The sequence below is a fragment of the Streptomyces sp. NBC_01549 genome (assembly GCF_026339955.1).
Taxonomy (GTDB): Bacteria; Actinomycetota; Actinomycetes; order Streptomycetales; family Streptomycetaceae; genus Streptomyces.
Genome location: NZ_JAPEPW010000005.1, coordinates 40,260 through 65,544, shown reverse-complemented (window position 1 = coordinate 65,544; position 25,285 = coordinate 40,260). Strand labels below are relative to the sequence as shown.

Below are 25,285 nucleotides of genomic sequence, written 5' to 3'. Positions count from 1 at the left end.
CTGGGCGTACGCCCTCCTGTGGTGTTGTCGCGAATGCCCAGTGACGACGCCCAACCGCAGCTGACGACCTACGTCCCCCGCCAGCACGATGAACAACTCCGCAGCGCTGTCACCGACGCATCGAGCGACAGAAACCGCCTCGTTCTGCTGATTGGTGAGGTTTCCACCGGAAAGACGCGCGCACTGTGGGAAGCCCTCCCCCACCTGCCAGCCGACTGGCGACTCTGGCACCCCATCGACGCTGATGAGCTCCTCGAAGGTCTCGACACCGTCAGCCCGCGGACCGTCGTCTGGTTGAACGACGCTCATCTCTACCTGGACCCGCGCGACGGGCAGAACTGCAAGCAGGTCGCCGTAGGACTACACAAGCTTTTGCGACGGCAAGGGCCCTTCCTACTGCTGGCGACACTCTGGACCGTCTACGCGCACCAGCTCGCGCAGCCGGCCACGACCACCAGTCTTGCCCCCCACCCCCACGCGGGCGCACTGCTCGAGGACAGCCGCGTCGTCCGGATCCCCGTGCCCCCGGCCTTCAACGAACAGCAACTACAGGCAGTCCGAGCGGCTTCCAAGACAGACCGTCTCCTGCGTCATGCCTTCGAGCGTGCCGAGAATGGCAGAGTAGGCCAGACGATCGGCGGTATCCCCGTCCTCATCGAACGGTGCGATCAAGCACCGGACGGAGCCAGGGCGGTCATCGACGCCGCCGTCGACCTATACCGCTACGGCCACCGGCAGGATCTCTCCCCCGAGCTGCTGAAGTCAGCCGCCACCAGCTACCTGGGCGCTGGCCAGCTGGCGATGCTCCCCCGCCGATGGTTTGAGGAAGCGCTGGAGTACACCACGGAGCCGTGCCGAGGCGTGCCGGGACCTGTCCATCGCACGCATCCCGATGCAACCACGTACCGGCTGGTCCACTTTCTCCAGCACCTGGCGCTGTGGTTGCCCGAGCGCGACCTCCCGGGCACGGACTTCTGGACCGCCGTAACCACGCATGCAGCCACTCCAGCGGATCGGGTGGAACTTGGCCGGGAAGCGGAACTCCGAGGGCGGTACCGACATGCCGTTGCCCTGTACGAGGCGGCCGCGCAGGCTGGCTACGACGACGCTTGGCGTCCCCTTGTTGAGCTTCGCGAGATCCTCGGGCACAAGGCACAAGGCACAAGGCAGAAGCCAGAGCCGCTGCTCGCCGCAGCGGTAACCCCGACATCATCCGTGAGCATGACGAGCTTCGTGCGCTCTTCAAGACAGGGATTGCCTGGGCAGAAGGCCTGCCCGCCCCTGCTTTTCCTCCCGCTCTCTCCCGTCTCCAGGAGGAGATCCGACACGAGGAAGCGCAGGGCGACCTGAATGCAGCGCTTGAACTCGCGTCGGTCGGCATGAGGCAGGGGGAGGTGGAGGCCCATGAAGAATACCTGCGGCTCCTGGAGGCCACAGGGGCCCACGATCGGGCCAGCAGCATTGCTGTGAACGACTACAGCCTGCCGTATCTGCTTGGGGAGCTCGTTGCGATGCGGTCGGGGCAAGATCCGGAAAGTCTGGAGAAGCTCATCCGGCGTGCGGTTGATGGTGGTCATCCCAACGCACTCAGTGAACTCGCCACACACTGGCGGCGCATCGGGCGGCACGACGATGCTGACGCAGTCTGCCGGTTCGGGTTGACCGCGGAGGGCGTACCTGCCGCAGCCTGGTGAGATCGGGCGCCCACCGGCGCCGCGTTGTCACCGACAAGGCCAGACCAGACCGCAATGAGATCAGGGCCCCGCTGTCCGGCATTGCCGAGACGTGCAGGGCCCTGAAGCAGCTAAGGCATAGGCGTTGATTGCGCCGCAATCAGCAGTCACCGGCGGGTGAAGCCGAGCGCCTGAGTGACAAGGTAGTAGTCGTCGGTCGCCGAGAGGGCAGTCTCAGGTGTGAGCTTCGACGGGTTCTCGGTCACCGGGTCGTAGAAGCGAAGCACCTTCTGAGCGGCGTAGGCCTCCGGGATCCGAGGACTCCGGCGCACCGTGGGCAGGACCATCTCCTCGTACGCATCCTTCGCCTGCTGTTGGCTGTCGTCGTACACCGCTCCCTGGTTCCGAGTCGTCGGACAGTCCACGATGAGGATGTTGCTCAGTTCAGCCTGGGCACCCATGGGCGAGAAGGTTTCACGAAGCGTGTCAATCTTCGTCTCCATGCGCGTGAGGGCTCGGAGCTCCTTCCATCCCGGCTTGACGCAGGCGACGACTTCATCCGCAGCGACGATCGCGTTCACCACGATGAGTCCGAGATTGCCGGGGCAGTCGACAAGGATCAAGTCGTAGGAATCGCGGATCCGCTCGATCTGGGTCCGCAGCCAGAATTCGCGTCCGGTCTTGGGCGCGAGGAGCTGCTCGGCTTCCTCCAGCTCGCTGGACCCCAGCACTACGGACATGTTGAGGATCGGCGTCGACCCCTCTTCCCCCAAGGGGCCAGCCAGAGCGGGGACGATCGCATCCTCGATCTTGGCGGCGCCGGTAAGGGCGTCGTACAGGTTCGCCTGGTCGGGGATGTCGTCCGGTGCGTCGTAGCCACAGGCAGCCGAGGCGTCGCACTGGGCATCCGCGTCGATGACGAGAGTCCGGTAGCCCAGATCAGCGGCGCATGCCGCAATGTTGACCGCCGAGGTCGTTTTGCCGGCCCCGCCACTCTGGTTGGTCAGGGCGATGATGCGGGCGAGCTGGCGTGTCTCGAGCGCATCGCGGACGGTGCGGCGATTGGTTGATGAAGTCATGGGTGCCTCCACGGATGATTGCGGCGCAATCGCATCTGGCGGCAGATTGCGCGATTCAGAAGCGCCCAGTCAGCAGGATGTGCGATGGGTCAGCCGGCGTTGCTCGGAGCCGGGCACCGGTTCCACTCGGATCCAGGTGGAGGTGATTGCGCCGCAATCACACATCAGGTTCGACGCCTACACAAGAGAAGTCGGTGCGGACGACGGTGCGATTCTGCGCGGCACGTTACAGGGCCGCCTTTCCCAAAACCAGTCGCCCCACCGGGTCGTACCCGGTGGGGCGACGAGGGTGTCCGATTCAGGATGAAAGGAGCCTCTTCAAGTCCTCGACCTCGCTCGGGCTCAGCAGCTCCTGGATGCCGCTCGCCAGTTCCTCAACACTCCGCACAACCAGAACCCCGCGGGGTTCGACCTGCTCGGCGACAGCGGTTGTCGCCTTCGCAGTCGTGTCCGTCTGGGACGAAGACTCCTGCGCAGTGTCTCGACCGGCCGGCTTCGGAGCGTCCTGCCGCCCTGTCGCAGACACTGTCCCCGGCTGCCCGTCGGCCGCCGGGGATTCCGGGATCGGGACCTCACTCCCCCGTGGCACCGGCAGGGCAGCCTTAGGCGCATCCTCGGTATTGATTGCGGGGCAATCAGCTTCGGCCTCGCCCGAAGGCAGCGCCTGCTGGTCCACCGGCAACTTGCTGACCACGGCCGCGTCCATAGCCGTGAGCTCACCACGGATGAACGCTTCCTGTAGATCCGTGCGCAGTCGTGCGTAGACCGTGGCAGCCTCGCGAACCGGCAATAGCAGGGCCGACGTGGCCTCGTCATCCGAGCCCGACTCGGCGTCCGGGAGTTGCTGCTCCTTCATCCAGTGCCTGATGACGGCCTGCCGGAGGTCGGGGACCAAGCGCAGAAGGGCAACACGGTGGGACACGTAGGTTTGGGAGCAGCCCGCTCGCTTGGCCAGCTCACGCTGCGAGAGGCTCTTGCCGTCGTCGTCCTTCTCCGCCAATGCCTCCTGGAACTCCACGCCTTCCTCGATCGGGTTCAAGCCCATCCGCTGAAGGTTCTCTTGGATGGCGGCGATGCGAAGGCTTGGCATGTCGTGACGCACCAGGATCGGCACAGCGTCCAGAGGGGCCTGGATTGCGGCGGCCAGGCGCCGGTGCCCGTGGTGAACAACGAAGAGCACACCAGCGGCCACCCCGGCCTCGACAGCTTCCCGATGCTGTGGATACGCCTTGATGTAGACGTCCGGAGGGATGACCGTCATCGCGGTGTTCATACCGTCACTGCGCAGCGACTCCGCCAGCTCGGCAATCTTCAGCAGCTTCTTGCGACCGTTCTCCGGGCTCGCCATCAACTGATCCGGGCGCACCGTCGGCAACCCCTGCGGCACGAGGCGCGCCTGCTGAGTCTGCGCCTTCCGGGCCATCCTCTCCGCGGAAAGGTTCCGATTGAGGCCGGGTTTCTGAGGCATGGACGTCTCCGAAGGGGGTGGTTGAAACAGATGCGCGGGCGTGAGCCTATCCGCCGAGGCGAGCCTCTCGGGCACACGGCCTGTGATTGCGCCGCAATCACAGGCACCAGAATGGGGACTTGAAGCATCTTCCAGCCCATTCATCCGGAAAGTTCACTCTGATGTCAGGCCAGTCGCGCTACCCCGGCCCCAGCCGCGCAGGTGCGATGTGGCTTCCCTGAACCCGCTCGGGTCGTTGAAGACACGCAGGCAGCCCTCGAGCGCCTCAAGGCATCCGTTCAACTCCACAGGCGAGCCGCAAATATTCCGACGGAATACGGCTACGGCGCCCACCCGATGAACAGGGGTAGGTGCCGTTGGCTCTAGTCGAAGGGCAGCTCGAAGATGTCCACGCCGGCCTGACGGAGCAGACCCGCCAGCACGTCACCCCGTACGAATCGTGAGATCACCCCGGCTGCCGCGTCACTGCGCGGCTCGATGTGTCCCGCATTCACGCCAGCCAGCACCGCCCTCAAGCTCGATCCTCCTGACCCAAAGTCGTCCCACGTCGTGGGCCTGGGCACCATGCACAGCACGGGGGAGCCGGACATTCCATTCCAGCTGAAGGCATGACACAGGACCTCGTCGGGATACTCGTCTGCTCCGACAGCGGCAGGGAACCGAGGGTCCGTAGCGATGACTCCCCCAACCAAGATCGGGCGCTTCGCCACCGTTTCGTTGATCCCGGGATAGCCCGGCATCAGAACTTGCCGCCCCACCGTGACTTCGCCTCTGCTGAAGTCTTGCCTGTTGGCGAGAATCTGCACCGGTAGAGAGTTGAATCGGCCGCTCCCCGCGACGACCTCCAGCCCGTCACCTGTCCCGAGAGGCAGCACCGCCAGGTCTACGTGCCAAGCGGGCGAGGTATGAACGACGGGAGCCCGCAGAACCGCCTCCTGCCATACAGGAGAGGACTGCGGCTCTCGCGTCTTCTGGAAGTAGCCGTGGATCCGGACTTCGCTCAGCTCCCAGCCACGCTTCTTCGTGTAGTTGGGGTCGACCACATGACGGTTCGTGACGAGGTACTGGGCATCATCGCGACCGTCGCCGGCCCGGACGATGAACCCGGTTCCGATCCCAGCACCAGGACGGGTCGCTCCGTACTCGGAGAAGCGCACCGTCAAGCGGACAGCGCTATACAGCGTCGTGGCGTCAATCTGCTTCAACATGCTGCTGCATCATGCCGCGTTCTGGTCCTCCCCAATGCGGCAATGATCACTTTTCCCTTCCGAAGCCGCCTCCCCGGTGGCCTACGGGCTTACAACCGCGCACCTCCATGGAAGGGTGAGACCTGCTGTGTTGTGAGGCATGAAGAGAGGAGTGAGACGTGGCTGCGGGAAACCGTCCGATGCCCCCGTTGACCCGAGCACATCGAGTCCTCATTGGTGTGGTCGTCGCCGGTGCGCTCGTCATCGCGGGTATCGGCTTCGCGGGTTCGTACGCGGCTGTGCGCGAGCTGGCCCTCAAGAAGGGCTTCGGGAACTTCGCGTACGTCTTCCCGATCGGTATCGACGCGGGCATCTGCGTCCTGCTCGCCCTGGACCTGCTGCTGACGTGGATCCGCATCCCCTTCCCGCTGCTGCGCCAGACGGCGTGGCTGCTGACGGTCGCGACGATCGCCTTCAACGGCGCGGCGGCCTGGCCGGACCCGCTGGGCGTCGGCATGCACGCGGTCATCCCGGTCCTGTTCGTGGTCGCGGTCGAGGCCGCCCGCCATGCGATCGGCCGGATCGCCGACATCACGGCCGACAAGCACATGGAAGGAGTCCGCCTCACTCGCTGGCTCCTCTCGCCGATCCCGACGTTCCTCCTCTGGCGTCGCATGAAGCTGTGGGAACTCCGCTCCTACGAGCAGGTCATCAAGCTCGAACAGGAACGCCTCGTCTACCAGGCCAGCCTCCGCTCCCGCTTCGGCCGCGCCTGGCGGCGCAAGGCCCCGGTGGAGTCGCTGATGCCGCTGCGCCTGGCCCGCTACGGCGTCCCCCTCGCGGAGACGGCCCCGGCCGGACTGGCCGCCGCCGGCATTGACGAGCCGCCGATCCAGTTCACCGTCGAGCGGACCCCGGTTCCGGCACAGCGGCAGAGCCCCGAACTCGAGGCCGCCGTCGACAAAGAGCAGGAACCCGTGAACGCGGACGGCGCGGAGCCCCAGCCGATGCAGCAGACCCGAGCCGCACACCCCGAGCAGACGCACGAACGTGGAGACGCGGGGAACGCCCAACACCTCGCCAACGCCTACCAGGACTGGATGGCCGCCTTCGGATTCGAGCCCACGAGCGCGCAGTTCGCCCTGTGGCTCCAAGACCAGTACGGCATCGCCACCGCGGCCGGTGGGCCACTGTCTGACGAGCAACTCGAACCCCTGCTGAGGCTCCTCAAGGAGCGCCACACGCCCTCAGCCGACACCGGGGCAGATCCTCAAGACCTGAACGGCGACGACGGCTGGGGCGACTACTTCTACAACGCCTGGCTCGCGTACGCGCAGGAGCACGGCGCCTACCCCGATGCCGCCACTCTCGCCACATACGTCTACCAGCGGGACCAGATCACCGGCGGAAACGGCCAGCCCATCACGGGAGAAGACCTGGAGGGCTACGTCGCCGCCTTCCGGCAGCGCGAGTTCGACGAAGCGGAACCGCCCGGCGAGGAAGCCGCCGCTTCCGCCGAACAGCCGCTCTCCGACGAGCCGCTCCCGAACGAGGGCGAGCAGACGCCGGTCGGCGCGGGAGCGCACCCCGCCAAGGAATTGCGCACTCCCAGGGTGAGCGCCGCCATCGACGAATCGACGAATGAGGACGACTCAACGCCGGAGGCCGCCGCACTCACCACCGTCGACCGCTACTACCTTGCCTGGCTGGAATTCCAGAACCAGCAGGGCGGCGAAGAACTGTCCTCGACGCGGGAGGCCGACCAGCTGTCTGCCTACCTTGCAAGCAAGAAGGAGATGTACGGCCGCGGCGGGAAACCGGTCAGCCCGTCCACCCTGCGCCGCTACCTCTTGCCGTTCCGCGTCTACAACCTCTGGGCCGAGCAGCGGGTGCGCAACGAAGCCCCGTCACCGGAAGCCATTGCGCAGGAGTGCGCAGCCCACGGCATCGCCGCGCAGCACAACAAGCCCCTCACCACCGACTACATCGCCGAACAGGCCGTCGACTTCGAGCGCCGCTGGCAGGCCCTGACCCGCCACCATGCGCAGTCACAGGAGTGAGATCCCGCGCCCTGCTCGCCGCTGCGCATCAGCAGTCCAGATAGCACCAACCGGCTGCGCAATCGAATAACCGCAGGTCAGACCAGCATTGCGCAGACTGGACACGCATTGCGCAGCCAGTGCGTGCAGCGGTCTGCGCACTGCGCACCGCCCGGCCCGGCACTGAGATTGGAGGACCCATGCGCGCCCTGCGCATCGCCCCCGACACCACCGTCACGGAACTCGACCTGCCCGAGACCGGTGCGCACTCCGCGATCCAGGACCACATCGGAACGACCGGCGCAGTTGATCAAGGCGTGTACCACCCGCGGGCGCTCTTGCACATCCACGGAGACGGACGCGCGCTCGGGCTCGCGCAGAACATCACCGCATGGGCCCTGGCCAGCGCATGGCGAGGCATGGCCCTGTACCCGATCCACGGGCCGGTCATCGTCACCGGACGCGCTCAGGACGGGGAAGCGGCTGCCCTGGACGACGGCCTGGCCCAGCACACGCACGCGGTGGCGCAGACCGTACGGGAAACGCTGAGGGAGTGGCACACCCGGCCGCCCGCGTCCAACGAGGCGGCCCTGAGCGAACTGCTCGCCTACGCGGCCCGGGACGTTGCCCCCAGCCAGTAGAGTGCGGCGGGCCCGCCTGCGCACCAACCCCTACAGCGCTTTGCGCACCGCCGAGCCTGAGCCGTTGAGGAGCTCGTTGATGAGCTGCTCGGTCTCCAACTCCAGGGAACAGTCCAGCGCCCGGTTGACCTGCTGGACGCGAGTGATGGCAGTGTGCAGCCCCTGCCGGTTGCCGGCCGCACTCTCGATCCGGAGCCAGTCCCGATACATCAGCTCTGCCGTGTCATCGACATCGAGCGCGGTCGCGACAGCCTGGCGGGCCGCGCTGAGGTCGTGGTGCGGGCCCGCGGGCGTGCGGTAGGTGGCCACGGTGTGCGCCACGTCGATGATCCGCGTGACCATCTCCTGCTGAAAGGGCTCAGCCCAGGGCAGCGGCTTGCCGCCGAACGGCCTTCCCCGCACCAGGGCGAGCGCCTTCTCCAGATCGGTCAGACCGGCCGGGCCCAGCGGCAGCGCACGCTCGACGAGTTGCAGGAAACGCGTCCAGTCGCAGCGCACGCCTGCAGCGAGCCGGTACGGGTCCTCGCCCGCCTTACGGCGCGGCACGTAGACGTTGCCGGCCGAGTCGCTGCCCAGGGAGCTGCGCAGGCCCTGCATCCGAGCGTTGAGGGTGCTCGTCGACCAGGGGCTGACGGGTTCCATGTCCGCACACAGGACATCCGCACTCCGCCCGGGCCGGAAATACAACAAAGCGGCAAGCTGCGCCATTCGCGGGCCGTGGCCCGTGCTGTCTACGCCCGTTACCTCGACCGGTCCCAGGACCCGGATCTCCGGGGCGTGCAGGTCGTGCGCCTCGCACTCTTCCGTCTCCGCCTCGGTGGACTCCTCGACTGCGGCTGCCGGGTCGTCCGCCGCGTCCGCGGCCTCTGCCGCGTCGGTGGAGTCCGCGGCATCTGGGGACGCCGGGGCCGACGGCGCCACTGGTTCGTTTGCCGGGCCGGTGTCGTCGCTGAGCCCGGTCAACGGCGTGGCGGGGGAGAGGAGACGGAGCCCCGACGGGTCGGTGCTGGCGGCGAGCAAGGCCGGGAAGACTTCACCGCTCACCTCGTTTGCGGCCGTCCGTGACGGGATCGGGGCGGCGGCGGGGGAGGGCACGATCGGCTCCTCAGGCGATGCCTGCTCGGGCTGCATGCTGTCGAGCTCGTCCGGGATGTCCTGCCAGGGCCCCTCGGCCGGGTGGGGCGGCTGCCCGGACACCTTCAGCGCGGTGGTGATCTGCAGGTAGGCGGCGTGCTCCAGGCGCTGCACCGTGATGTCTCCTGGTGCGAGTTCTGGCGCCGACTCCATCAGACGCGCGCCCAGGTCAGCCACTGTCGACGTCGCGGAGACCCCCTGCCGCCGCTGCACGCCTGGAAACACCATCAGCCGATCCCACCCATCACCGACCCTCAAGATCTCCGGCTGTAAAAGGGGGACGCTGATTGCGGATCAAAGCGGAGGAACTGGCCGTCGGTGTTGTCTTCGAAGGGCATGACCGCCAGTGATTCGAAGACTTCGGCTGTAGGTGCGTAGGTGCGTCGTCCTGTGACGTCAGCGACGGTTTGGGCGACGGTGCTGCCGGCTGCTCCCGTGAAGCAGGAGACCAGCACGATTGATGACCCCTGAGACAGCGCCGAAAGGCTTTTCCTGCGTTTCAGATAGTGGGCGAATTCGCTTGCGCCCACCGATACCTGACCCAGGTCCGTCATCAGGACGGTCGACTCTTTGGCGCCGTGACCGCTGTAGAAGTAGGCGTTCTTCCCAAACCATTCAAACGTCTTTTCGTCGAAGTCGTTAAACCAGGTCCGCTCCTCGAAGTGAGCTTGATCTTTTTCCCGTGCAGCCTGATCTGGTGGGGTATGAACGGAATGGCCCACCGACCGATGGTCGGAACCGGGGATCGGAAATGCCCAAATGTCCCTATCGGGTATCAGATGTCCGTCTATGCTCATAACGAAGTTGTCCGTGTCCGCTGGCGTTACATCCGGTGTACTGCGGATCCAGGCACCCTTCGGCTGGCTCTGGTCAGCGACTGTGGTGATGAATCCGTTTCCTGATACGTCACTCTCGATGGCAAGTGGTCCCGAGAACGACCAGGTCTCCCGGTTGGTGCGGGACGCGATCATTCGTGGCAGGTTCAGGCCGCCGAGCCCACCATAAGGGATGAGCAGGACAAGCGGCCGGTCCGGCGACACCTCGGCAGCGTCGAGCTCCCGCTTAAGCGCGTCGGCGAATCGAGCCGGGTCGAGGCGCTGCACGGTTTGCTCGGCGCCGACGGGAACGTGAACCCCTCGGAACCCTCCCACGGCCGAGATGAACAGGGGGTCGTCTGCGAAGGAACCATTCCTGGCGACCCATGGAGCCAGATTCCTTGACATCTCTGTCCGCCCGTCCCGCCGCCGCGTCACCACCTGGTGTCGATCGGTGATCAGGCCCGACAACACCGCTTCAGGACGAGCGTCAGCGGGACGGAAGTCCAAGCCCAAGTCGGAACCTCCTCCCACCAGTTGCCGAACAGCCAACCGCTCACCCGGATCTGGTTGAGAGGTGAGGGCTGCGCGGGGACGCAACGGGGGGTGGCCGGGTTGCGCGAGGACCTCGGTCGGCGCGGCGTTCCGCCCGGCGCCCGGCTGTGCCGTCGAGGCCCCCCCGCACCCTCACCCGCACCGGAGGCCGCCTTGCGCCGCTTGCCGCCACCCCGGGACTCCGAGAGCTTCGGGAATCCCCGCTCCTTCGCAACCTCAAGCGCCCTGTCCGTACCCTCGGTGCGGAGGACGTCAGCGACCCCACTCTCGGGGAGGAGGGCGTCAGCGACCTCGACCAGCGCGGCACGGTACGCGCGGCGCAGTTCCTCCTGTGCGGGCTCACGCCCGGCCACCAAGGGCGCCCCCATCAGACCGCCGGCCTCTGCCAGCAGCGCGTTCCGGTGCGCGTCGCTCAGCCGCCCGATCCGTTCCACCGCCCGCGCCACCCGCGGATCGTCGGTGGGCACCCCCTCATGCCAAAGCGGTGCGGGGTGGTCGTCCCCATACTGGTGCGTGGCTGTCCGCAAGGTCCCGTTCTCGTCGGAGCTGAGCCCGCCGTGCGATGCCTCCGGACCGGACCAGCTCGGCCCGGCCACCGGGCCCGCTCCCAGAACGAAACGCCCCCGCCCCGCGGTGGCGTCCCCGCTGTCCACTGAGGTGTGGGGCCGGTCATGGACGTGTCCGGCGGGCTGCACGGCGAATACCGCGGGCCGCGACATCCCTTCCCGTGGCTGTCCGGTGGGCATGGCGGTGTGCCATTGGGGCGGGTTGCCTTGCGGAGTTGGCCAGTGCTGGATCGTCGCGGTGCCGTAGCTATCCTTTCGTGTGACGTTGGTGCCGCCATCGGAGTAATGGACGGGTATGCCGAAACGGTTCGCGATCCCGGTGGCCGCGCGGCGGGTGGCTGCCAAGTCGTACCGCCTGTATTCGGAGGCCTTGACGACGGGCAGGAGCAATATGTCGGGCACCCCTTCGGGGACACGCAGAGCGTGCATGCGCGGGGGAGTCAGTGAGCCCTGGTAGGTGATGACGAAGGCGCCGCCGTCCACGGTGACGGGCAGCGGCTCGCTCTTCTCAGCGGGCGCCCCGAGGTGTCCGGGGCGCCGCGGATCGGCGGGCCACTGCTCGGCATCCGTCACCTTGCGCAGGGCCAGGTGTGGATCGACGAGCCGTTGCCAGTCGCCTTGAGGGAAGAACGCGGCCCCGAAGACCTGGCCGCCCTCGTTCGGTGGGTAGTCCAAGGTCCACGGGTGGTCTCCCATAGTCACGGAGGGAGAGATGTCCCCCTGCGGAAGCCCGCCCCGCAAGAGGACTCCGGAGCCCAGGTCGGCTGCCTCCTGCCTGCGCGGCTGGAACGAAAGCGGCTGGGAAGGCCCGGGAGCAGCGAATACCGCGGGCCGCGACATCCCTTCCGGTGGCTGTCCGGTGGGCATGGCGGTGTGCCATTGGGGCGGGTTGCCTTGCGGAGTTGGCCAGTGCTGGATCGTCGCGGTGCCGTAGCTATCCTTTCGTGTGACGTTGGTGCCGCCATCGGAGTAATGGACGGGTATGCCGAAACGGTTCGCGATCCCGGTGGCCGCGCGGCGGGTGGCTGCCAAGTCGTACCGCCTGTATTCGGAGGCCTTGACGACGGGCAGGAGCAATATGTCGGGCACCCCTTTGGGGACACGCAGAGCGTGCATGCGCGGGGGAGTCAGTGAGCCCTGGTAGGTGATGACGAAGGCGCCGCCGTCCACGGTGACGGGCAGCGGCTCGCTCTTCTCAGCGGGCGCCCCGAGGTGTCCGGGGCGCCGCGGATCGGCGGGCCACTGCTCGGCATCCGTCACCTTGCGCAGGGCCAGGTGTGGATCGGCGAGCCGTTGCCAGTCGCCTTGAGGGAAGAACGCGGCCCCGAAGACCTGGCCGCCCTCGTTCGGTGGGTAGTCCAAGGTCCACGGGTGGTCTCCCATAGTCACGGAGGGAGAGATGTCCCCCTGCGGAAGCCCGCCCCGCCAGAGGACTTGGGGGCCCCGGTCGGCTACCTCCTGCCTGCGCGGCTGGAACGAAAGCGGCTGGGAAGGCCCGGGAGCAGCGAATGCCCGGGAGGCGGGAAAGCCCTCGCGCGCGGTTGGCCCCCGGAAGTCAGGGTGTGGGGCGGCCTGGGGCCCGGCCGGGTCGGTCGGCGCGGCGTTCCGCCCGACGGCCTGCTGTGCCGTCGAGGCCCCCCCCGCACCCTCACCCGCACCGGAGGCCGCCTCGCGCCGCTTGCCGCCACCCCGGGACTCCGAGAGCTTCGGGAATCCCCGCTCCTTCGCAACCTCAAGCGCCCTGTCCGTACCCTCGGTGCGGAGGACGTCAGCGACCCCACTCTCGGGGAGGAGGGCGTCAGCGACCTCGACCAGCGTGGCACGGTACGCGCGGCGCAGTTCCTCCTGTGCGGGCTCACGCCCGGCCACCAAGGGCGCCCCCATCAGACCGCCGGCCTCTGCCAGCAGCGCGTTCCGGTGCGCGTCGCTCAGCCGCCCGATCCGTTCCACCGCCCGCGCCACCCGCGGATCGTCGGTGGGCACCCCCTCATGCCAAAGCGGTGCGGGGCGGTCGTCCCCATGCTGGGGCGTGGCTGTCCCCCCAGCCGCACCCCATGACCGGCGATCCTCCGGAACAGCACCACCACCGGACCCGTCACCGACCCGCCCAGCACCGTCTACGGACCCTTCCCCAGACCGCCCGGCACCACTACCGGAGCCGTCCCCGGCCCGCCCGGCACCACCACCGGACCCGTCCCCGGCCCGCCCAGCACCGTCTACGGACCCTTCCCCAGACCGCCCGGCACCGTCTACGGACCCTTCCCCAGACCGCCCGGCACCACTACCGGAGCCGTCCCCGGCCCGCCCGGCACCACCACCGGACCCGTCCCCGGCCCGCCCAGCACCGTCTACGGACCCTTCCCCAGACCGCCCGGCACCGTCTACGGACCCGTCCCCGGCCCGCCCGGCACCACCACCGGAGCCGTCCCCGGCCGGGGTCCGCCCGACGGACACCTCCGGACTCCGGGCCGGGCCAGGACTCGCGTCGGCCCCCCGCTCCGGCCCCACGACGGCCTGCCCGCCCACATCGGCACCCTCACCCGGCCCGCTGCGAACCGTGCCACCGGACGAGGACACCCCGCCGGCCCGGTCCGACCCGCCGACCCGGTCCGACCCGCCGGCCGGTGCAGACGCGGCAGCACCCTCCCGCCCGGGAACACCACCCGTCACCGACGGCCCGTCCGAGCCACGCCCGGCAGCAAGGACACCAGAAGAAACAGAGGCACCAGAGGCACCGGAGGAAACAGGGGCACCGGCAGCCGACGGCTGTGGCCGGCCCTCCACGGTCCCGCCCGCCCCGGCCGCCACGGTGGACACCCCGCCGGCACTCTTCGGATCAGCGCCGGAAACACCCCCGACGCCGGCCCCCGCGACGCCGGCCCCCGCGGCACGGACCCCGCCGGACACCGCCGCCCCGCCCGCACCCCGCCCTCGGTCCCAATGACCGCACCAGAGGACCCCACACCCGCCGCGGTCCGCACCGCAGCCGGAACAACACCAGCAGCACCGGCGCCCGAGACACCGGCAGGGGTACCGGCACCGGCAGAGACACCGGCAGGGGTACTACCGGCACCAGGCGCGGTACCAGGAGCGACAGCGGCGGGCTCCGTCCCGGGATGTTCGCTGCGCAGCACGGTGTGGAAACCGGGCAGTCCACCGGGCACGGCCGCGCCACCCGCCGCGACCGGCCCGGTCGCGGACGTCCCGGCTCGCGGCAGTCCCGATTCAGCCCGAACCTGCCCGGACGCCGTGACATCCCCGGCCCCAGCCCCGGCCCCAGCCCCGGCCCCAGCCCCGGCCCCAGCCCCGGTCCCGGGAGCGGCGACCGGACCCGTCCCGCCCGCCGCCACCGGCCCCGCCTGCGCCTGCGGCGGCCCGGCCTGGCCGGCCAGGCCGGAGGGGACATCGGCATTCACGGGTACACCGGACAACGCGAACCGCGACGTGCCAGCCGACCCCGCCGCTCCCGCTCCCGTCGACCCCGCTCCCGTCGACCCCGGTGCCGCCGACCCCGTTCCAGCCTGGCCCGCTCCCGTCGACCCCGTTCCAGCCTGGCCCGTTCCCGTCGACCCCGCCGCTCCCGTTCCAGCCGACCCCGTCGTTCCCGTTCCCGTCGACCCCGTCGTTCCCGTTCCGGTCGACCCCGCCCCCGTTCCCGGGACCGTCGACCCGGCTCCCGGCGCCTGCGGTTTCTCCTTCGTGCCGCCGGTCTTGAGGTCCTGGTCCGTAAACCCGCCACCGCCCTCACCATGGGGGATGTCGATGTGAGGAACGTGGATGTGGGGCCGTTCCGCCATGACACCGACGGCACCGGAGACGAACCCGAGTCCCAGACCACCGCCATAACCCGAGGCCGCGTTACCGATGACCGTGGCGCCCAGCCCCGCCGCCCCGCCGACCGCGGCCCTGGCCGGCAGCGACCTCAGCCCCGCGGCACTCTTCCACTCCGTGAAGTTCTCCGTCTTCCACGCCGGCCGCGTCACCGCCGGCGGCGTCACCCAGCTCGTCATCTCCGCCCGGACCTCGGCCACACGAATGACCCGCTCCGGGCCCTTGAGGCCCTCCGCGTCAGCCCTGCGCGCCCCGAACTTCTCCCCCAGCCTGCCCACCGCGGACTGCACCCCATGAATCAGACCCGCGCCCAGCACGCCACCGGCCACACCCGTCAACGCGCCGAACGCCGTGGCCTGCGTGTTCCACGACTGCCGCACCCCCGCCGCCATCTGACCCGCCTGGATCCCCACGTCCAGACCCACGTTGAAAGCCGTACCCGCCAGCGCGCCGTTGACCATCCTGCCGCCCAGCTCACCCGCCGACCGCGCCACACCCTTGTCCACACCCAGCCGCTCCAGCAACTGCGCGATCCGGCTCGCCGAAGCCGCACCCGCCGCCTGCAACGCACGCGAGAACGACGCACGCGCGGCCACCGAACGCAAAATCCGGCCCAGCAGCGTCCTGGCCACCACCGCCGCCGCGGCCTCCACCGCCTCGATCAACGCCGCAACACCCGGCACCCACGACCACGGCAGCAACGCCGCCAGCTCGACCGCCAGCCAGATCATCACCCCGATGATCATCAACTTGCCGTACTGGATCTCCGCCGCGGTCGACTTCGCCGAATCCCCCAGCGCGTTCGCCGTCTCCACCAGATCCGGTATCACGGCCGACAACCGGTCCAGCAGATCCGTCATCGCGTCACCGGCCGGACCGGTCGCACTGGCAGCCGCACCGGGAATCACACGCCGCAACGCCTCAAGGATCTCACCCAGCAGCCGGGCCGCCTCCTGGTCCAGCTGCCCCAGCTCCCACAGGAGCCCCTCCTTGACCTTCGGCCACTCACTACCCACCACGATCTTCGCCAGCCCGGCCAACGCCCCCGGCACCTCGATGGTGTCCACGCTCAGCCGTCACTGAGATCGGCGGCGATCTTCCCGGTCGTCTCATCCACCCGCTGGAACACACCCGCCGTACCGTGCGCCGCGTCCGCCGAACCCGCACCCAGCGGCCCCAGACCCTGTACCGCCTCCACCAGCCCCTGCCGAGCCGGCAGGAAACCCTCCCTCAACTGCCGGCCCTCCTCACCATCACCGAAAACATCCCCGTCGCCCAACTCCCGCGTCCGCGCCCCGAGCCGGTCCGCGACCTCCCCCCACCGCACACCCAGCTCACCCAGAGCCGCCCCCACCCGGGCCACCCCCTCAGCGTCATTCCCGACCGTCTCACCCATCACCGACCGCCCTTCCCGTCAACACCCCGGCCACCACCACGAGCGACGGCGAGGCGGACCCGCGACGACCCAGCGTTCGCCCCCGCCCCGGAGCACCTCCCCCAGCCAACCGCACCGCCCGCCGCCAGCCCACCATCCCCCGCGCAGCGTGCCCTTCCGACTCCGGGGGAAGCACCCCAACAGGCCCACGGTCAGGCGACCTCCGCGAGAATTTCCAATAAGAGGCCGCGCGGATAGGCGCGGTTGGGGGTCCCGGCAGCAAAACGGGCACAGGTCCCAGTGATCATGGAGTTACGACGCTCTGTGATCACGAGGGAGACCTGTGCCCGCGCTGCCATCATGGCTCACCGAACCGCTCTGGGAACAATTCACAGCCCTGCTTCCCGAACGACCGGAGTTCTCCCCGGACCATCCACTCGGCTGCCACCGCCGCCGCATCAGTGACCGGGTCATCTTCGACAAGCTCCTGCAACTGCTGCGCTTCGGCTGCTCTTACGAGGCGATCGCCGACACGACCTGCTCGGCCACCACGATCCGCAGCCGTCGCGACGAGTGGATACGACTCGGCGTGTTCGCCCAGCTCAAGCAGATCGCGCTGGACTCCTACGACCGGATCGTCGGCCTCCTCCTCGACCAGATCGCCGTCGACGGCTCCATCACCAAGGCCCCCGGAGGCGGCGAGGTCGCCGGTCGCTCGCCGGTCGACCGCGGCAAACAGGGCCTGAAACGCTCGGGAATGACGGACGGATACGGGATTCCACTGGGTCGTGTCCTGGCCGGCGCCAACCGCCACGACTCCCCGTTGCTCGCGCCGACCCTGGACCGTCTGGACGGCCTGGGGCCGTTGCCCGACGACATCACCGTGCACCTGGACGCCGGCTACGACTCGGACAAGACCCGCACGCTGCTCAGCGAACGCGGCCTGCACGGACGCATCGCGCACAAGGGCGAGAAGGCGCCCATCCAGGCCAGTCGCCGTCGGCATGTCGAGCGCACCCACGCCTGGCAGAACGCCTTCTACCGGCTCGCCCGCTGCTACGAGCGGCGCACCACCGTGATCGACGCTTTCTTCGACCTCGCTGACACAATCATCACCCTGCGTAGCCTGATCCGACGAGCATGGACCACCCACCGCTGGGACGAACGCCCGAACCGCCGACCATGACCACACACCTATCCGCGCGGCCTCTTAGTTGTGAGGCGTGGATAGGGGAGTGGGACGTGGCTGCGGGGAACGGTGTGATACCCCAGCTGACTCGAGCGCATCGGGTCCTCATCGGTGTGGTGGTGACAGGCGCTGTGATCATCGCCGGGATCGGCTTCGCCGGTTCGTACGCGGCGGTCCGTGAGCTGGCTTTCAAGAAGGGCTTCGGGAACTTCTCGTACGTGTTCCCGATCGGTGTCGACGCCGGTATCTGTGTCCTCCTAGCACTGGACCTCCTGCTCACCTGGATCCGCATCCCGTTTCCCTTGCTCCGCCAGACGGCATGGTTGCTGACCATCGCGACGATCGCCTTCAACGGCGCGGCGGCCTGGCCGGATCCGCTGGGTGTGGGCATGCACGCGGTGATCCCGATCCTGTTCGTGGTGTCGGTGGAGGCGGCCCGGCATGCGATCGGTCGTATCGCGGACATCACGGCGGACAAGCACATGGAGGGTGTCCGTCTGACCCGCTGGATGCTCTCGCCGATCCCGACGTTCCTCCTGTGGCGCCGGATGAAGCTGTGGGAGCTCCGCTCCTACGACCAGGTCATCAAGCTTGAACAGGAGCGCCTGGTCTATCAGGCCAGCCTTCACTCCCGCTTCGGCCGCGCATGGCGCCGAAAGGCCCCCGTCGAGGCGTTGATGCCGCTGCGACTGGCCCGGTACGGCGTCCCGCTCGCCGAGACCGCACCTGCCGGCCTCGCCGCCGCCGGCATCGAGCATCCTCCGATCGTCTTCACCGTCGAGCGGGAGCCTGCCTCAGTCCAGCCGGACGCCCCCACGCGCGACGCCACCGCAGAGCCCGATCCGACAGCGGCCGAGCTGGACAGCGCGGAGCCGCAACCAGTCCAGGACCCGGTCTCCACCGCCGTGCGTGAGCAGCCACACGATCCGCAGGAATCGACCGAGGAAACCGCTGAGCGGTTCGCCGAGGCCTACCGGTCGTTCATCGCCGAGTTCCAGATCGAGCCGACCCCCGCGCAGTGGGCCCTTTGGCTTCGCGACACCTACGGCATCTCCACGGGATCCGGCGGCCCGCTCTCCGAGGACCAGGCGCAGCCCCTGCTCCAGGTCCTCCAGGAGCGCTATGCGCTCCACCGCGAGGAGCCCGCAGACTCCGACGCGGCAGAGCCGGCCGACCAGTCCTGGTACGACTACTTTCACAGTGCCTGGCGCACCTACGCGCAGGAGCACGGCACATACCCGGATGCCGCGGCCCTCGCCGCGTACGTGTACGAGCGGGACTCCATCACCGGGGATGGCGGCCAGCCCATCACGGGCTACGACCTGGCAGCGTTCGTCGCGGCCTTCCAGGAGCGCGAGTTCGGCCACGGCGATCTGTCCGCCGACGAATCAGCCCCCGATCCGGGCGAGCAGGCCGGGGATGAGGCCCTTCCGCCGGAGACCGAACCCGAAGAGGAGACCGTCGGCGCGGGGGCGCAGGCCGCGAAGGGGAAGCGCACCCCTCGGGTGAACGCCGCCATCGACGACCCACCGCCAGGGCCGGAGGAGCCGGCGGGGGAGCGGGCGGTCCTCACCACGGTAGATCGCTACTACCTGGCGTGGATGGAGTACCAGACCGAGCACGGCGAGGAGCCGACGGCTGAGCAACTGTCCGCCTATCTCGCGCAGAAGGGTATGCACGGCCGGGGCGGCAAGCCGGTCAGCCCCGCCAACCTGCGCAGGTACTTCCTGCCGTCCCGCGTCTACAACGTCTGGGCCGAACACCGGATGCGCAACGAGCAGCCAGCGGCGGACGCCGTTGCGCAGGACTGCGCAGCCCGAGGTATCACCGCCCAGTACAACAAGCCCGTCACCACCGACTACATCACCGAGAACGCCGCCGACTTCGAGCGCCGCCGGCAGGCCCTCATACGCCACCACGCCGACGCGCAGCAGTAGGGCCGCCACTGCGCACCCGGTGCGCAGCCGGAACCCCGCGACGCCCACCAGGCTGCGCAATCGGAAGAAACCCCTGATCAGCCATGCATTGCGCAGACATCGTGATCACTGCGCAGACCTGCGCACCACGCCTTTGCGCAGTGCGCAGCTCCGCAGCCGCCCTGACGAGGAGGACCCATGCACGCACTGCGCATCGCCACGGACGCTCCGGTCACGGACCTCAACCTGCCTCTGACCGATGCGCACTCGGCGATCCTGGAGCACGTCGGATCGCCTGACGCCGTCGACCAAGGGGTCTACCACCGGCGGGCCGTTCTGCACATTCACGGCAACGGCCGGACGCTCGGTCTTCCCCAGAACCTGGCGGCGTGGGCCCTGGCGAGTGCCTGGCGCGGCATGACCCTGTACCCGCTGGCCGGTCCCGTCGTCGTCACGGGACGAACCGCGGCCGGGGACGTGACGGCGCTCGACGACGATCTGGTGCAGCACGTCCAGGCCGTTGCGCAGACCGTCCGCGACACACTGTCCGAGTGGCGTGCGCGGCCTCCCGCCTCCAACGAGGCCGCCATCGGTGAACTGCTCGCCTACGCAGCCCGCGACATCGCCTCCGGCCGATAGGGCGCTCGCGCCCCGATCGGCTACAGCGCCTTGCGCACCGTGCCCGAGCCGTTGAGGAGTTCGTTGATGATCTGCGTGGTCTCCATCTCGAGCGAGCAGTCCAACGCCCGGTTGACCTGCTGCACGCGAGTGATCGCGGTGTGGAGCCCGGAGCGGTTCCCGCGTGCAGCCTCTAGACGCATCCAATCCCGATAGAGAAGCTCGGCCGTGTCGTCGACATCGAGACCGGTCGCGACGGCCCGGCGCGCGGCGTTCAGGTCGTGGTGGGGGCCTGCGGGGATGCGGTAGGTGGCCACGGTGTGCGCGACGTCGATGATCCGCGTGATCATTTCCTGCTGGTAGGGCTCGGCCCAGGGCAGTGGCCGGCCGCCGAACGGCTTGCCCCTCACCAGAGTCAGCGCCTTCTCCAGGTCGGTCAGGCCGGACGGGCCCAGCGGTAGCGCGCGTTCGACGAGTTGGAGGAAGCGGGTCCAGTCGCAGCGCACGCCTGCAGCGAGCCGGTACGGGTCCTCGCCCGCCTTACGGCGCGGCACGTAGACGTTGCCGGCCGAGTCGCTGCCCAGGGAGCTGCGCAGGCCCTGCATCCGTGCGTTGAGGGTGCTCGTCGACCAGGGGCTGACGGGATCCATGTCCGCACACAGGACATCCGCACTCCGCCCGGGCCGGAAATACAACAAAGCGGCAAGCTGCGCCATTCGCGGGCCGTGGCCCGTGCTGTCCACGCCCGTTACCTCGACCGGCCCCAGGACCCGGATCTCCGGGGCGTGCAGGTCGTGCGCCTCGCACTCTTCCGCCTCCGCCTCGGTGGACTCCTCGACTGCGGCCGCCGGGTCGTCCGCCGCATCCGCGGCCTCTGCCGCGTCGGTGGAGTCCGCGGCACCCGGGGACGCCGGGGCCGACGGCGCCACTGGTTCGTTTGCCGGGCCGGTGTCGTCGCTGAGCCCGGTCAACGGCGTGGCGGGGGAGAGGAGACGGAGCCCCGACGGATCGGTGCTGGCGGCGAGCAAGGCCGGGAAGACTTCACCGCTCACCTCCGTTGCGGCCGTCCGCGACGGGATCGGGGCGGCGGCGGGGGAGGGCACGATCGGCTCCTCAGGCGATGCCTGCTCGGACTGCATGCTGTCGAGCTCGTCCGGGATGTCCTGCCAGGGCCCCTCGGCCGGGTGGGAGGGCTGCCCGGACACCTTCAGCGCGGTGGTGATCTGCAGGTAGGCGGCGTGCTCCAGGCGCTGCACCGTGATGTCGGTGCCGGCGTAGTCGAGGGTCTGCGGCTCGCTGAGGGAGGCGTTGAGGATCTCCGCCTCGGGGAAGCGAGCGGCCGCCGTACTCGCCGGGGCGATCAGGGTGACGGGCACCATCCCCGCCCGGTCGATGACGTCGGCGAACTGCCAGGCCGTGTCCTCGTCCAGGGAGGCCGCGCACAGCACCAGATACGGCTGATGCGGGTCGTCGGGCATCTGGTGCGCTTCCAGCAGGCGTTCGCTCAGATCGCGCAGCGCGTGCGTGGCCTGGCGCATGTGGGCGATCCGTGCGGTGGGCAGCAGTTGGGGCAGGTCCTCGCCGAACCCGACGGTGACGACCTCGACTTCGGCCGCCCACGGACTCATCCCGAGTTCCAGGGCGAGCGAGGTGCACACCTCGGTGATGTGCACCGGGTTGCCGTCCAACAGCAGCGCGGGCAGCCCGGCGAGGTTGAGCAGCAGCAGGTCGCCCGCCTCGGTGCTGCCGATCGTGACCAACGCCGGGTACGGCGCCGGTACGTCCCGGGCGGCCTCGTCGTCCAGGAGCGCGGCATCGGCGGGCAGGACCCACCAGCCGCCCTGCCCGGAGGTGAAGGGGGCCACCGGTTCCTGGGCGAGGTCCTCGGGCAGCACCTCCACCACGCGGGTCCCGATGCGGGCGGCCCGCAGCGGCGGCAGGACCGCGTCCTCCCCCTGCTGGGCCACGTGGTGGGCCAGGGTACGCAGCGGTACATCCAGACGGGCAGCACCGCCGGGCTCGGCCGCCGCCGCCAACTGGGCCTCGGCTGCGGACGTCTCCGACGCGATGGCGATCTTCTCGCCCGGCTTGCGGCGCCGGCGCTGCAACGTCCTGCGCAGGGCGAGCGCACCGGTGATGGCGGCAGCGAGCAGCGCACCGGCGCCGAGCACGATGCGCAGGTTCAGCGGGCTGCTGGCCGGCGACGTCGCCGGAGTCTCGGGCACTTGCGTGCTGGGGGAGGAGGCAGCGGAACCGGACGGCTCCGCCGAAGCCGACGGGGACTCTGCCGAAGCCGAAGCGCTGGCGCTGGGCTCGGGCGTCGCGGACGCCGCTGCGGACGGAGAGGCCTGCTCCTGCCCGGGCTGCTCGGCCGCTCGGCTGGACGGCGCGCTGGGCGCCGACGACTGCGGCGCAGGCGTCGCGCTCTGGCTGGGCACGGGTGCCTGGGCATCCCCCGTGCCGTCGCCCGGCTTCTGCGTGCTGTCGGGGTTCTGGGTGGCCGGGGGAGTGGTCTCCTGGCTGCCCGACTCCTCACCCTGGCCTCGGTCTTGGGGCGGCTGGCCGGTCTCGGCACCGGGCACGGTGACTTGCTGTCCCGCGTAGACGACATCGGGGTCGGTGATCTCGGGCAGGCCGTGCGGCTGCGGCTTGCCCCGGCTGGCCTCGAACAGCTGCGGCCACTCATTGCCGTCGCCGAGCTCTTCCTCCGCGATCTTCGACAGGTAGTCGCCGGAGTGGACCGTGACGACGTGCCCGTCCTTCTCGCCGGCAGCCGGGGCGCTGTCACCCAGCTGCGTACGGACGCCTCCCGCGGCCGCGGCGGTCTCGGGCATCTGAAGCTGCCAGCCGGGCTGCAGAAAGCTGTTCGCGCGGAAGACCGTGCCGTCGACCATGGTCCGGCCCTCGTTCAGATCAGCGATCTCCCGCCACCGCTCGCCGTCCCCCAACTCCTTCTCGGCGATGCCCCACAGGCTCTCCGCGGGCCGCATCTCGCGCACCGTGTACGTCGTGCGGGACGCCGGTGTGCTCGCCGCGGACGCTTGGGCCCGCTCGGTCTCGGTGGCCTGCGGCGCAGCGGCCTGCCCGGGGACGCGGGCCGCCGAGGTGGCCGGGGCGGCCTGCGCGTCGGAGGCCAGCGCCGAACTGGTGGGCAGCAGCACCAGGATGCTGCCGATCAGGAGAGCCGCCGCGCGCTGCGAGGAGCCCAGACCGCGCGGGGCGTGCCAGGTACGGCCCCGCAGCTGTGCGATCAGCTCGCGTACGGCGCAGAAGCTGAACTGCGCCCACCCGATCCAGCCCACCGCGACGAGCAGCAGCAGGAACACGCTGCCGGTGTCCTGCCGGTCCAGCAGATGCGTGAGGTCGTCGTGGGTGGCAGCCCAGATGACCGGGGTGGCCCAGGCCAGCAACAGCGGCAGCCCGGCGACCGCGACCGCCAGGACCAGCAGGCTCAGCACGGCTTTGAGAACCCGTGCCAGGGTGCGGCCGGCGGTTGCGGCGGGGGAGGGGGTGGTGCGCATCAATTTCCTTCGGGAGCCGTGACGCCATGCAGGAGGGTGGCCTTGCCGTGTCCGGACACCGACAGAGAGCCGATCCCCACCACCGACAAGAACTTCGTGTCGTACGAGCCGGTGACCGTGACGGTGAGGGTCTTGTCGTCGCCGGACACGCTGACCGTGCCGGTGGCACCGGCGGAGCGCAAGTAGGCCTGCGCTGCGGCGGCCGCGGCCTGCGGATCCACGACGACCCCCCTCCCGCTGATCGCGTCGGCAGGATCGATGGCCTGCCCGCCTGCCCGCGCGGCTTCGCCGGCGATGTAGTCCGCGCGTTCCGTGGCCCGCATCTTGCTGCCGCCGTCGACGGCGACGCCGATGATCCCGATCAGCGCGATGACGCACACGGCGACGAACACGGTGACGCCTCCCCGGTCGTCCAGCCGTGTCCGCCGCAGGCACATCCGACGGAAGATCATCAGTCACCCCGCTGCCTGTACTGGTCCACTACCGAGGTCGCCGTCGACGTGAGGGTCTTGGCCCCTGGCACGCCCGGAAGCAGGAGGTCTGCCAGATTGACCGTGCAGGTCACGGTCACGGTGACCGTGCCGACCTGCCCGACCGGCACACTGAGACCGCCGGTGTTGATACTGACGGACGTCGAGGCGCACTTGATGCCCTGATCGTCCAGGGACTCCGCGGCCGCCGACTGCGCGGCGCCCTGTGCGGCAGCGGCCGTACGGTGGATGGACGCCTCCCTCGCCGCATCCTCCGCCGCAGAGTCGATCTTCGCGCCGGAAGTGACGATCCGGCCGCCGGCGATCGCCATGCACAGGAACATGATCAACGCTGGCAGGACGATCGCCGCCTCGATCGCGGCGCTCCCCTCATCACTGCGGAGTCTGCGAGCCCAACGGGCCATGGATCGCACGCGCTTCACTCCCCCGGTACGGTCCAGCGCTCCAGGGGACCGGACGCCGACTGCGTGATCTGCAGGCCTGACACACCCGGGATCATCGACAGGGCCGTGCCGGACACCTGGACCCGCACCCGCTGCCCGTCACTGCTGGCGGAGACGCTGTAGCCGCGCAGGCTGTCCCCCGCGCTGCGCCCCAGCACGTCCTGTGCCTGGGCGGCACCCGCGGCCGGGCTCGACTGGTACGCGCGGGCGGCGGTGAGGCCCTCGCGGGCAGCGGTCAGGGCGATCTGCCGGGCGTAGTACCACATGGAGGCCTGGATGACGGCGACCGTGGCGAGCAGCACGAACGGGAAGATGATCGCCATCTGGATGCTGGTGTCCCCGCGGTCGTCGCGCCATCGTCGCCCCTGCCACCAGTCCGTCAGCCGCTCGGGAGGCTTCATCACAGCCCGTTGAGCTTGCCGTTGTACTTGGCGATCACGACGGCGATGGTCCCGGCGATGAGGACGGCACCGGTGACGGCGGCCACCCAGATGATGACGGTCGTGGTGGAGATGTCGCCACGGTCCGGCCGACGGGCGGCCTCCTGGAGGCCTTCCTGCACGCGCGCGGTCAGCCGGATGACCGCACGGTTCGCGCGTGCCCAGGCACGCGTCCCCCGGCGGGCACGCCCCGGTCCCCGGGACGCGGTGTCCGGGCCGCTGCGCGAGTGCGTGGTCGCGCGGAGCACAGCACGACGGGTGCGGGCTGCGGTGTGCTTCATGTTCCGTACCTCTCTGGAGCGTT

The 25,285-nt window shown here is 69.4% G+C and carries 19 protein-coding genes and 1 pseudogene; 7 read left to right on the top strand and 13 right to left on the bottom strand.

Features of this window, described 5'->3' with window-relative positions; translation table 11 throughout:
* The first annotated feature begins 33 nt into the window (after positions 1-33).
* Positions 34-1,350 carry a hypothetical protein gene (locus tag OG819_RS55125; RefSeq protein ID WP_266657599.1) on the top strand — a complete coding sequence of 439 codons (1,317 nt, stop codon included), beginning with the start codon at positions 34-36 and terminating at the stop codon, positions 1,348-1,350.
* 44 nt (positions 1,351-1,394) lie between these two features.
* A complete protein-coding gene (locus tag OG819_RS55120; protein ID WP_266657597.1) occupies positions 1,395-1,694 on the top strand; it encodes a hypothetical protein in 300 nt (99 codons plus the stop codon).
* 146 nt (positions 1,695-1,840) lie between these two features.
* Here the strand turns inward: OG819_RS55120 and OG819_RS55115 are convergent, their stop codons facing one another.
* The 3 genes from OG819_RS55115 to OG819_RS55105 all read right to left on the bottom strand — a co-directional run bounded on the left by OG819_RS55115 (position 1,841) and on the right by OG819_RS55105 (position 5,428).
* Positions 1,841-2,752: an AAA family ATPase gene (locus tag OG819_RS55115; protein ID WP_266657595.1), complete on the bottom strand. Its 912-nt coding sequence runs from the start codon at positions 2,750-2,752 to the stop codon at positions 1,841-1,843.
* A 298-nt stretch (positions 2,753-3,050) separates the two neighbouring features.
* Positions 3,051-4,220, bottom strand: coding sequence for a ParB/RepB/Spo0J family partition protein (locus OG819_RS55110; RefSeq protein ID WP_266657593.1), 1,170 nt, complete (start codon positions 4,218-4,220; stop codon positions 3,051-3,053).
* Between the two features lie 362 nt (positions 4,221-4,582).
* Positions 4,583-5,428 (bottom strand): serine protease, encoded by an 846-nt coding sequence (locus OG819_RS55105; protein ID WP_266657591.1) that lies wholly within the window; start codon positions 5,426-5,428, stop codon positions 4,583-4,585.
* A gap of 179 nt (positions 5,429-5,607) precedes the next feature.
* On the opposite strand from OG819_RS55105, the pseudogene OG819_RS55100 reads away from it, so the two are divergent.
* A pseudogene (locus OG819_RS55100) lies at positions 5,608-6,288 on the top strand (DUF2637 domain-containing protein); the annotation flags it as partial.
* A 1,358-nt stretch (positions 6,289-7,646) separates the two neighbouring features.
* On the top strand, positions 7,647-8,087 hold the full coding sequence (locus OG819_RS55095) for a hypothetical protein (RefSeq protein WP_266657589.1): 441 nt from the start codon (positions 7,647-7,649) through the stop codon (positions 8,085-8,087).
* A 30-nt stretch (positions 8,088-8,117) separates the two neighbouring features.
* On the opposite strand, the gene OG819_RS55090 is transcribed toward OG819_RS55095, so the two are convergent.
* The 5 genes from OG819_RS55090 to OG819_RS55070 all read right to left on the bottom strand — a co-directional run bounded on the left by OG819_RS55090 (position 8,118) and on the right by OG819_RS55070 (position 16,384).
* On the bottom strand, positions 8,118-9,449 hold the full coding sequence (locus OG819_RS55090) for a bacterial transcriptional activator domain-containing protein (RefSeq protein ID WP_323139491.1): 1,332 nt from the start codon (positions 9,447-9,449) through the stop codon (positions 8,118-8,120).
* Between the two features lie 26 nt (positions 9,450-9,475).
* Positions 9,476-10,324 (bottom strand): hypothetical protein, encoded by an 849-nt coding sequence (locus OG819_RS55085; protein WP_266657587.1) that lies wholly within the window; start codon positions 10,322-10,324, stop codon positions 9,476-9,478.
* A gap of 170 nt (positions 10,325-10,494) precedes the next feature.
* Complete coding sequence (locus OG819_RS55080; RefSeq protein WP_266657585.1) at positions 10,495-13,140, bottom strand: hypothetical protein; 2,646 nt, start codon at positions 13,138-13,140, stop codon at positions 10,495-10,497.
* A gap of 683 nt (positions 13,141-13,823) precedes the next feature.
* Positions 13,824-16,055 carry a hypothetical protein gene (locus OG819_RS55075; protein ID WP_266657583.1) on the bottom strand — a complete coding sequence of 744 codons (2,232 nt, stop codon included), beginning with the start codon at positions 16,053-16,055 and terminating at the stop codon, positions 13,824-13,826.
* A 2-nt stretch (positions 16,056-16,057) separates the two neighbouring features.
* Complete coding sequence (locus tag OG819_RS55070) at positions 16,058-16,384, bottom strand: hypothetical protein (protein ID WP_266657581.1); 327 nt, start codon at positions 16,382-16,384, stop codon at positions 16,058-16,060.
* A gap of 322 nt (positions 16,385-16,706) precedes the next feature.
* Between OG819_RS55070 and OG819_RS55065 the strand changes: the two genes are divergently transcribed.
* From OG819_RS55065 to OG819_RS55055, 3 genes are all read left to right on the top strand, one after another.
* On the top strand, positions 16,707-17,549 hold the full coding sequence (locus OG819_RS55065) for an IS5 family transposase (RefSeq protein ID WP_266657579.1): 843 nt from the start codon (positions 16,707-16,709) through the stop codon (positions 17,547-17,549).
* Positions 17,550-17,665: 116 nt separating this feature from the next.
* A complete protein-coding gene (locus tag OG819_RS55060) occupies positions 17,666-19,489 on the top strand; it encodes a DUF2637 domain-containing protein (RefSeq protein ID WP_266657930.1) in 1,824 nt (607 codons plus the stop codon).
* Between the two features lie 177 nt (positions 19,490-19,666).
* The gene (locus OG819_RS55055; RefSeq protein WP_266657577.1) at positions 19,667-20,107 is read left to right on the top strand and encodes a hypothetical protein; all 441 of its coding nucleotides are present in this window, start codon (positions 19,667-19,669) and stop codon (positions 20,105-20,107) included.
* A gap of 20 nt (positions 20,108-20,127) precedes the next feature.
* Here the strand turns inward: OG819_RS55055 and OG819_RS55050 are convergent, their stop codons facing one another.
* The 5 genes from OG819_RS55050 to OG819_RS58995 are packed head-to-tail and all read right to left on the bottom strand — an operon-like array spanning position 20,128 to position 25,262.
* A complete protein-coding gene (locus OG819_RS55050) occupies positions 20,128-23,607 on the bottom strand; it encodes a LysM peptidoglycan-binding domain-containing protein (RefSeq protein ID WP_266657575.1) in 3,480 nt (1,159 codons plus the stop codon).
* Positions 23,607-24,059, bottom strand: coding sequence for a TadE/TadG family type IV pilus assembly protein (locus tag OG819_RS55045; RefSeq protein WP_266657573.1), 453 nt, complete (start codon positions 24,057-24,059; stop codon positions 23,607-23,609). The genes OG819_RS55050 and OG819_RS55045 overlap by 1 nt, the downstream gene beginning before the upstream one ends.
* Entirely contained in the window at positions 24,059-24,502 is a 444-nt protein-coding gene (locus tag OG819_RS55040; RefSeq protein WP_266657571.1) for a TadE/TadG family type IV pilus assembly protein, read from the bottom strand. Before OG819_RS55040 ends, OG819_RS55045 begins: the two co-directional genes overlap by 1 nt.
* A gap of 14 nt (positions 24,503-24,516) precedes the next feature.
* On the bottom strand, positions 24,517-24,942 hold the full coding sequence (locus tag OG819_RS55035) for a TadE/TadG family type IV pilus assembly protein (protein ID WP_266657569.1): 426 nt from the start codon (positions 24,940-24,942) through the stop codon (positions 24,517-24,519).
* Positions 24,942-25,262 carry a hypothetical protein gene (locus OG819_RS58995; protein WP_323139490.1) on the bottom strand — a complete coding sequence of 107 codons (321 nt, stop codon included), beginning with the start codon at positions 25,260-25,262 and terminating at the stop codon, positions 24,942-24,944. The genes OG819_RS55035 and OG819_RS58995 overlap by 1 nt, the downstream gene beginning before the upstream one ends.
* Positions 25,263-25,285: the final 23 nt, after the last annotated feature.

What these genes read in the sequence shown, in the direction of transcription:
- OG819_RS55125 (WP_266657599.1), top strand. Translation starts at nt 34, where the DNA reads ATGCCCAGTGACGACGCCCAACCGCAGCTGACGACCTACGTCCCCCGC.
- OG819_RS55115 (WP_266657595.1), bottom strand. Translation starts at nt 2,752, where the DNA reads ATGACTTCATCAACCAATCGCCGCACCGTCCGCGATGCGCTCGAGACA.
- OG819_RS55110 (WP_266657593.1), bottom strand. Translation starts at nt 4,220, where the DNA reads ATGCCTCAGAAACCCGGCCTCAATCGGAACCTTTCCGCGGAGAGGATG.
- OG819_RS55105 (WP_266657591.1), bottom strand. Translation starts at nt 5,428, where the DNA reads ATGTTGAAGCAGATTGACGCCACGACGCTGTATAGCGCTGTCCGCTTG.
- OG819_RS55095 (WP_266657589.1), top strand. Translation starts at nt 7,647, where the DNA reads ATGCGCGCCCTGCGCATCGCCCCCGACACCACCGTCACGGAACTCGAC.
- OG819_RS55090 (WP_323139491.1), bottom strand. Translation starts at nt 9,449, where the DNA reads ATGGTGTTTCCAGGCGTGCAGCGGCGGCAGGGGGTCTCCGCGACGTCG.
- OG819_RS55070 (WP_266657581.1), bottom strand. Translation starts at nt 16,384, where the DNA reads ATGGGTGAGACGGTCGGGAATGACGCTGAGGGGGTGGCCCGGGTGGGG.
- OG819_RS55055 (WP_266657577.1), top strand. Translation starts at nt 19,667, where the DNA reads ATGCACGCACTGCGCATCGCCACGGACGCTCCGGTCACGGACCTCAAC.
- OG819_RS55050 (WP_266657575.1), bottom strand. Translation starts at nt 23,607, where the DNA reads ATGCGCACCACCCCCTCCCCCGCCGCAACCGCCGGCCGCACCCTGGCA.
- OG819_RS55045 (WP_266657573.1), bottom strand. Translation starts at nt 24,059, where the DNA reads ATGATCTTCCGTCGGATGTGCCTGCGGCGGACACGGCTGGACGACCGG.
- OG819_RS55040 (WP_266657571.1), bottom strand. Translation starts at nt 24,502, where the DNA reads ATGGCCCGTTGGGCTCGCAGACTCCGCAGTGATGAGGGGAGCGCCGCG.
- OG819_RS55035 (WP_266657569.1), bottom strand. Translation starts at nt 24,942, where the DNA reads ATGAAGCCTCCCGAGCGGCTGACGGACTGGTGGCAGGGGCGACGATGG.
- OG819_RS58995 (WP_323139490.1), bottom strand. Translation starts at nt 25,262, where the DNA reads ATGAAGCACACCGCAGCCCGCACCCGTCGTGCTGTGCTCCGCGCGACC.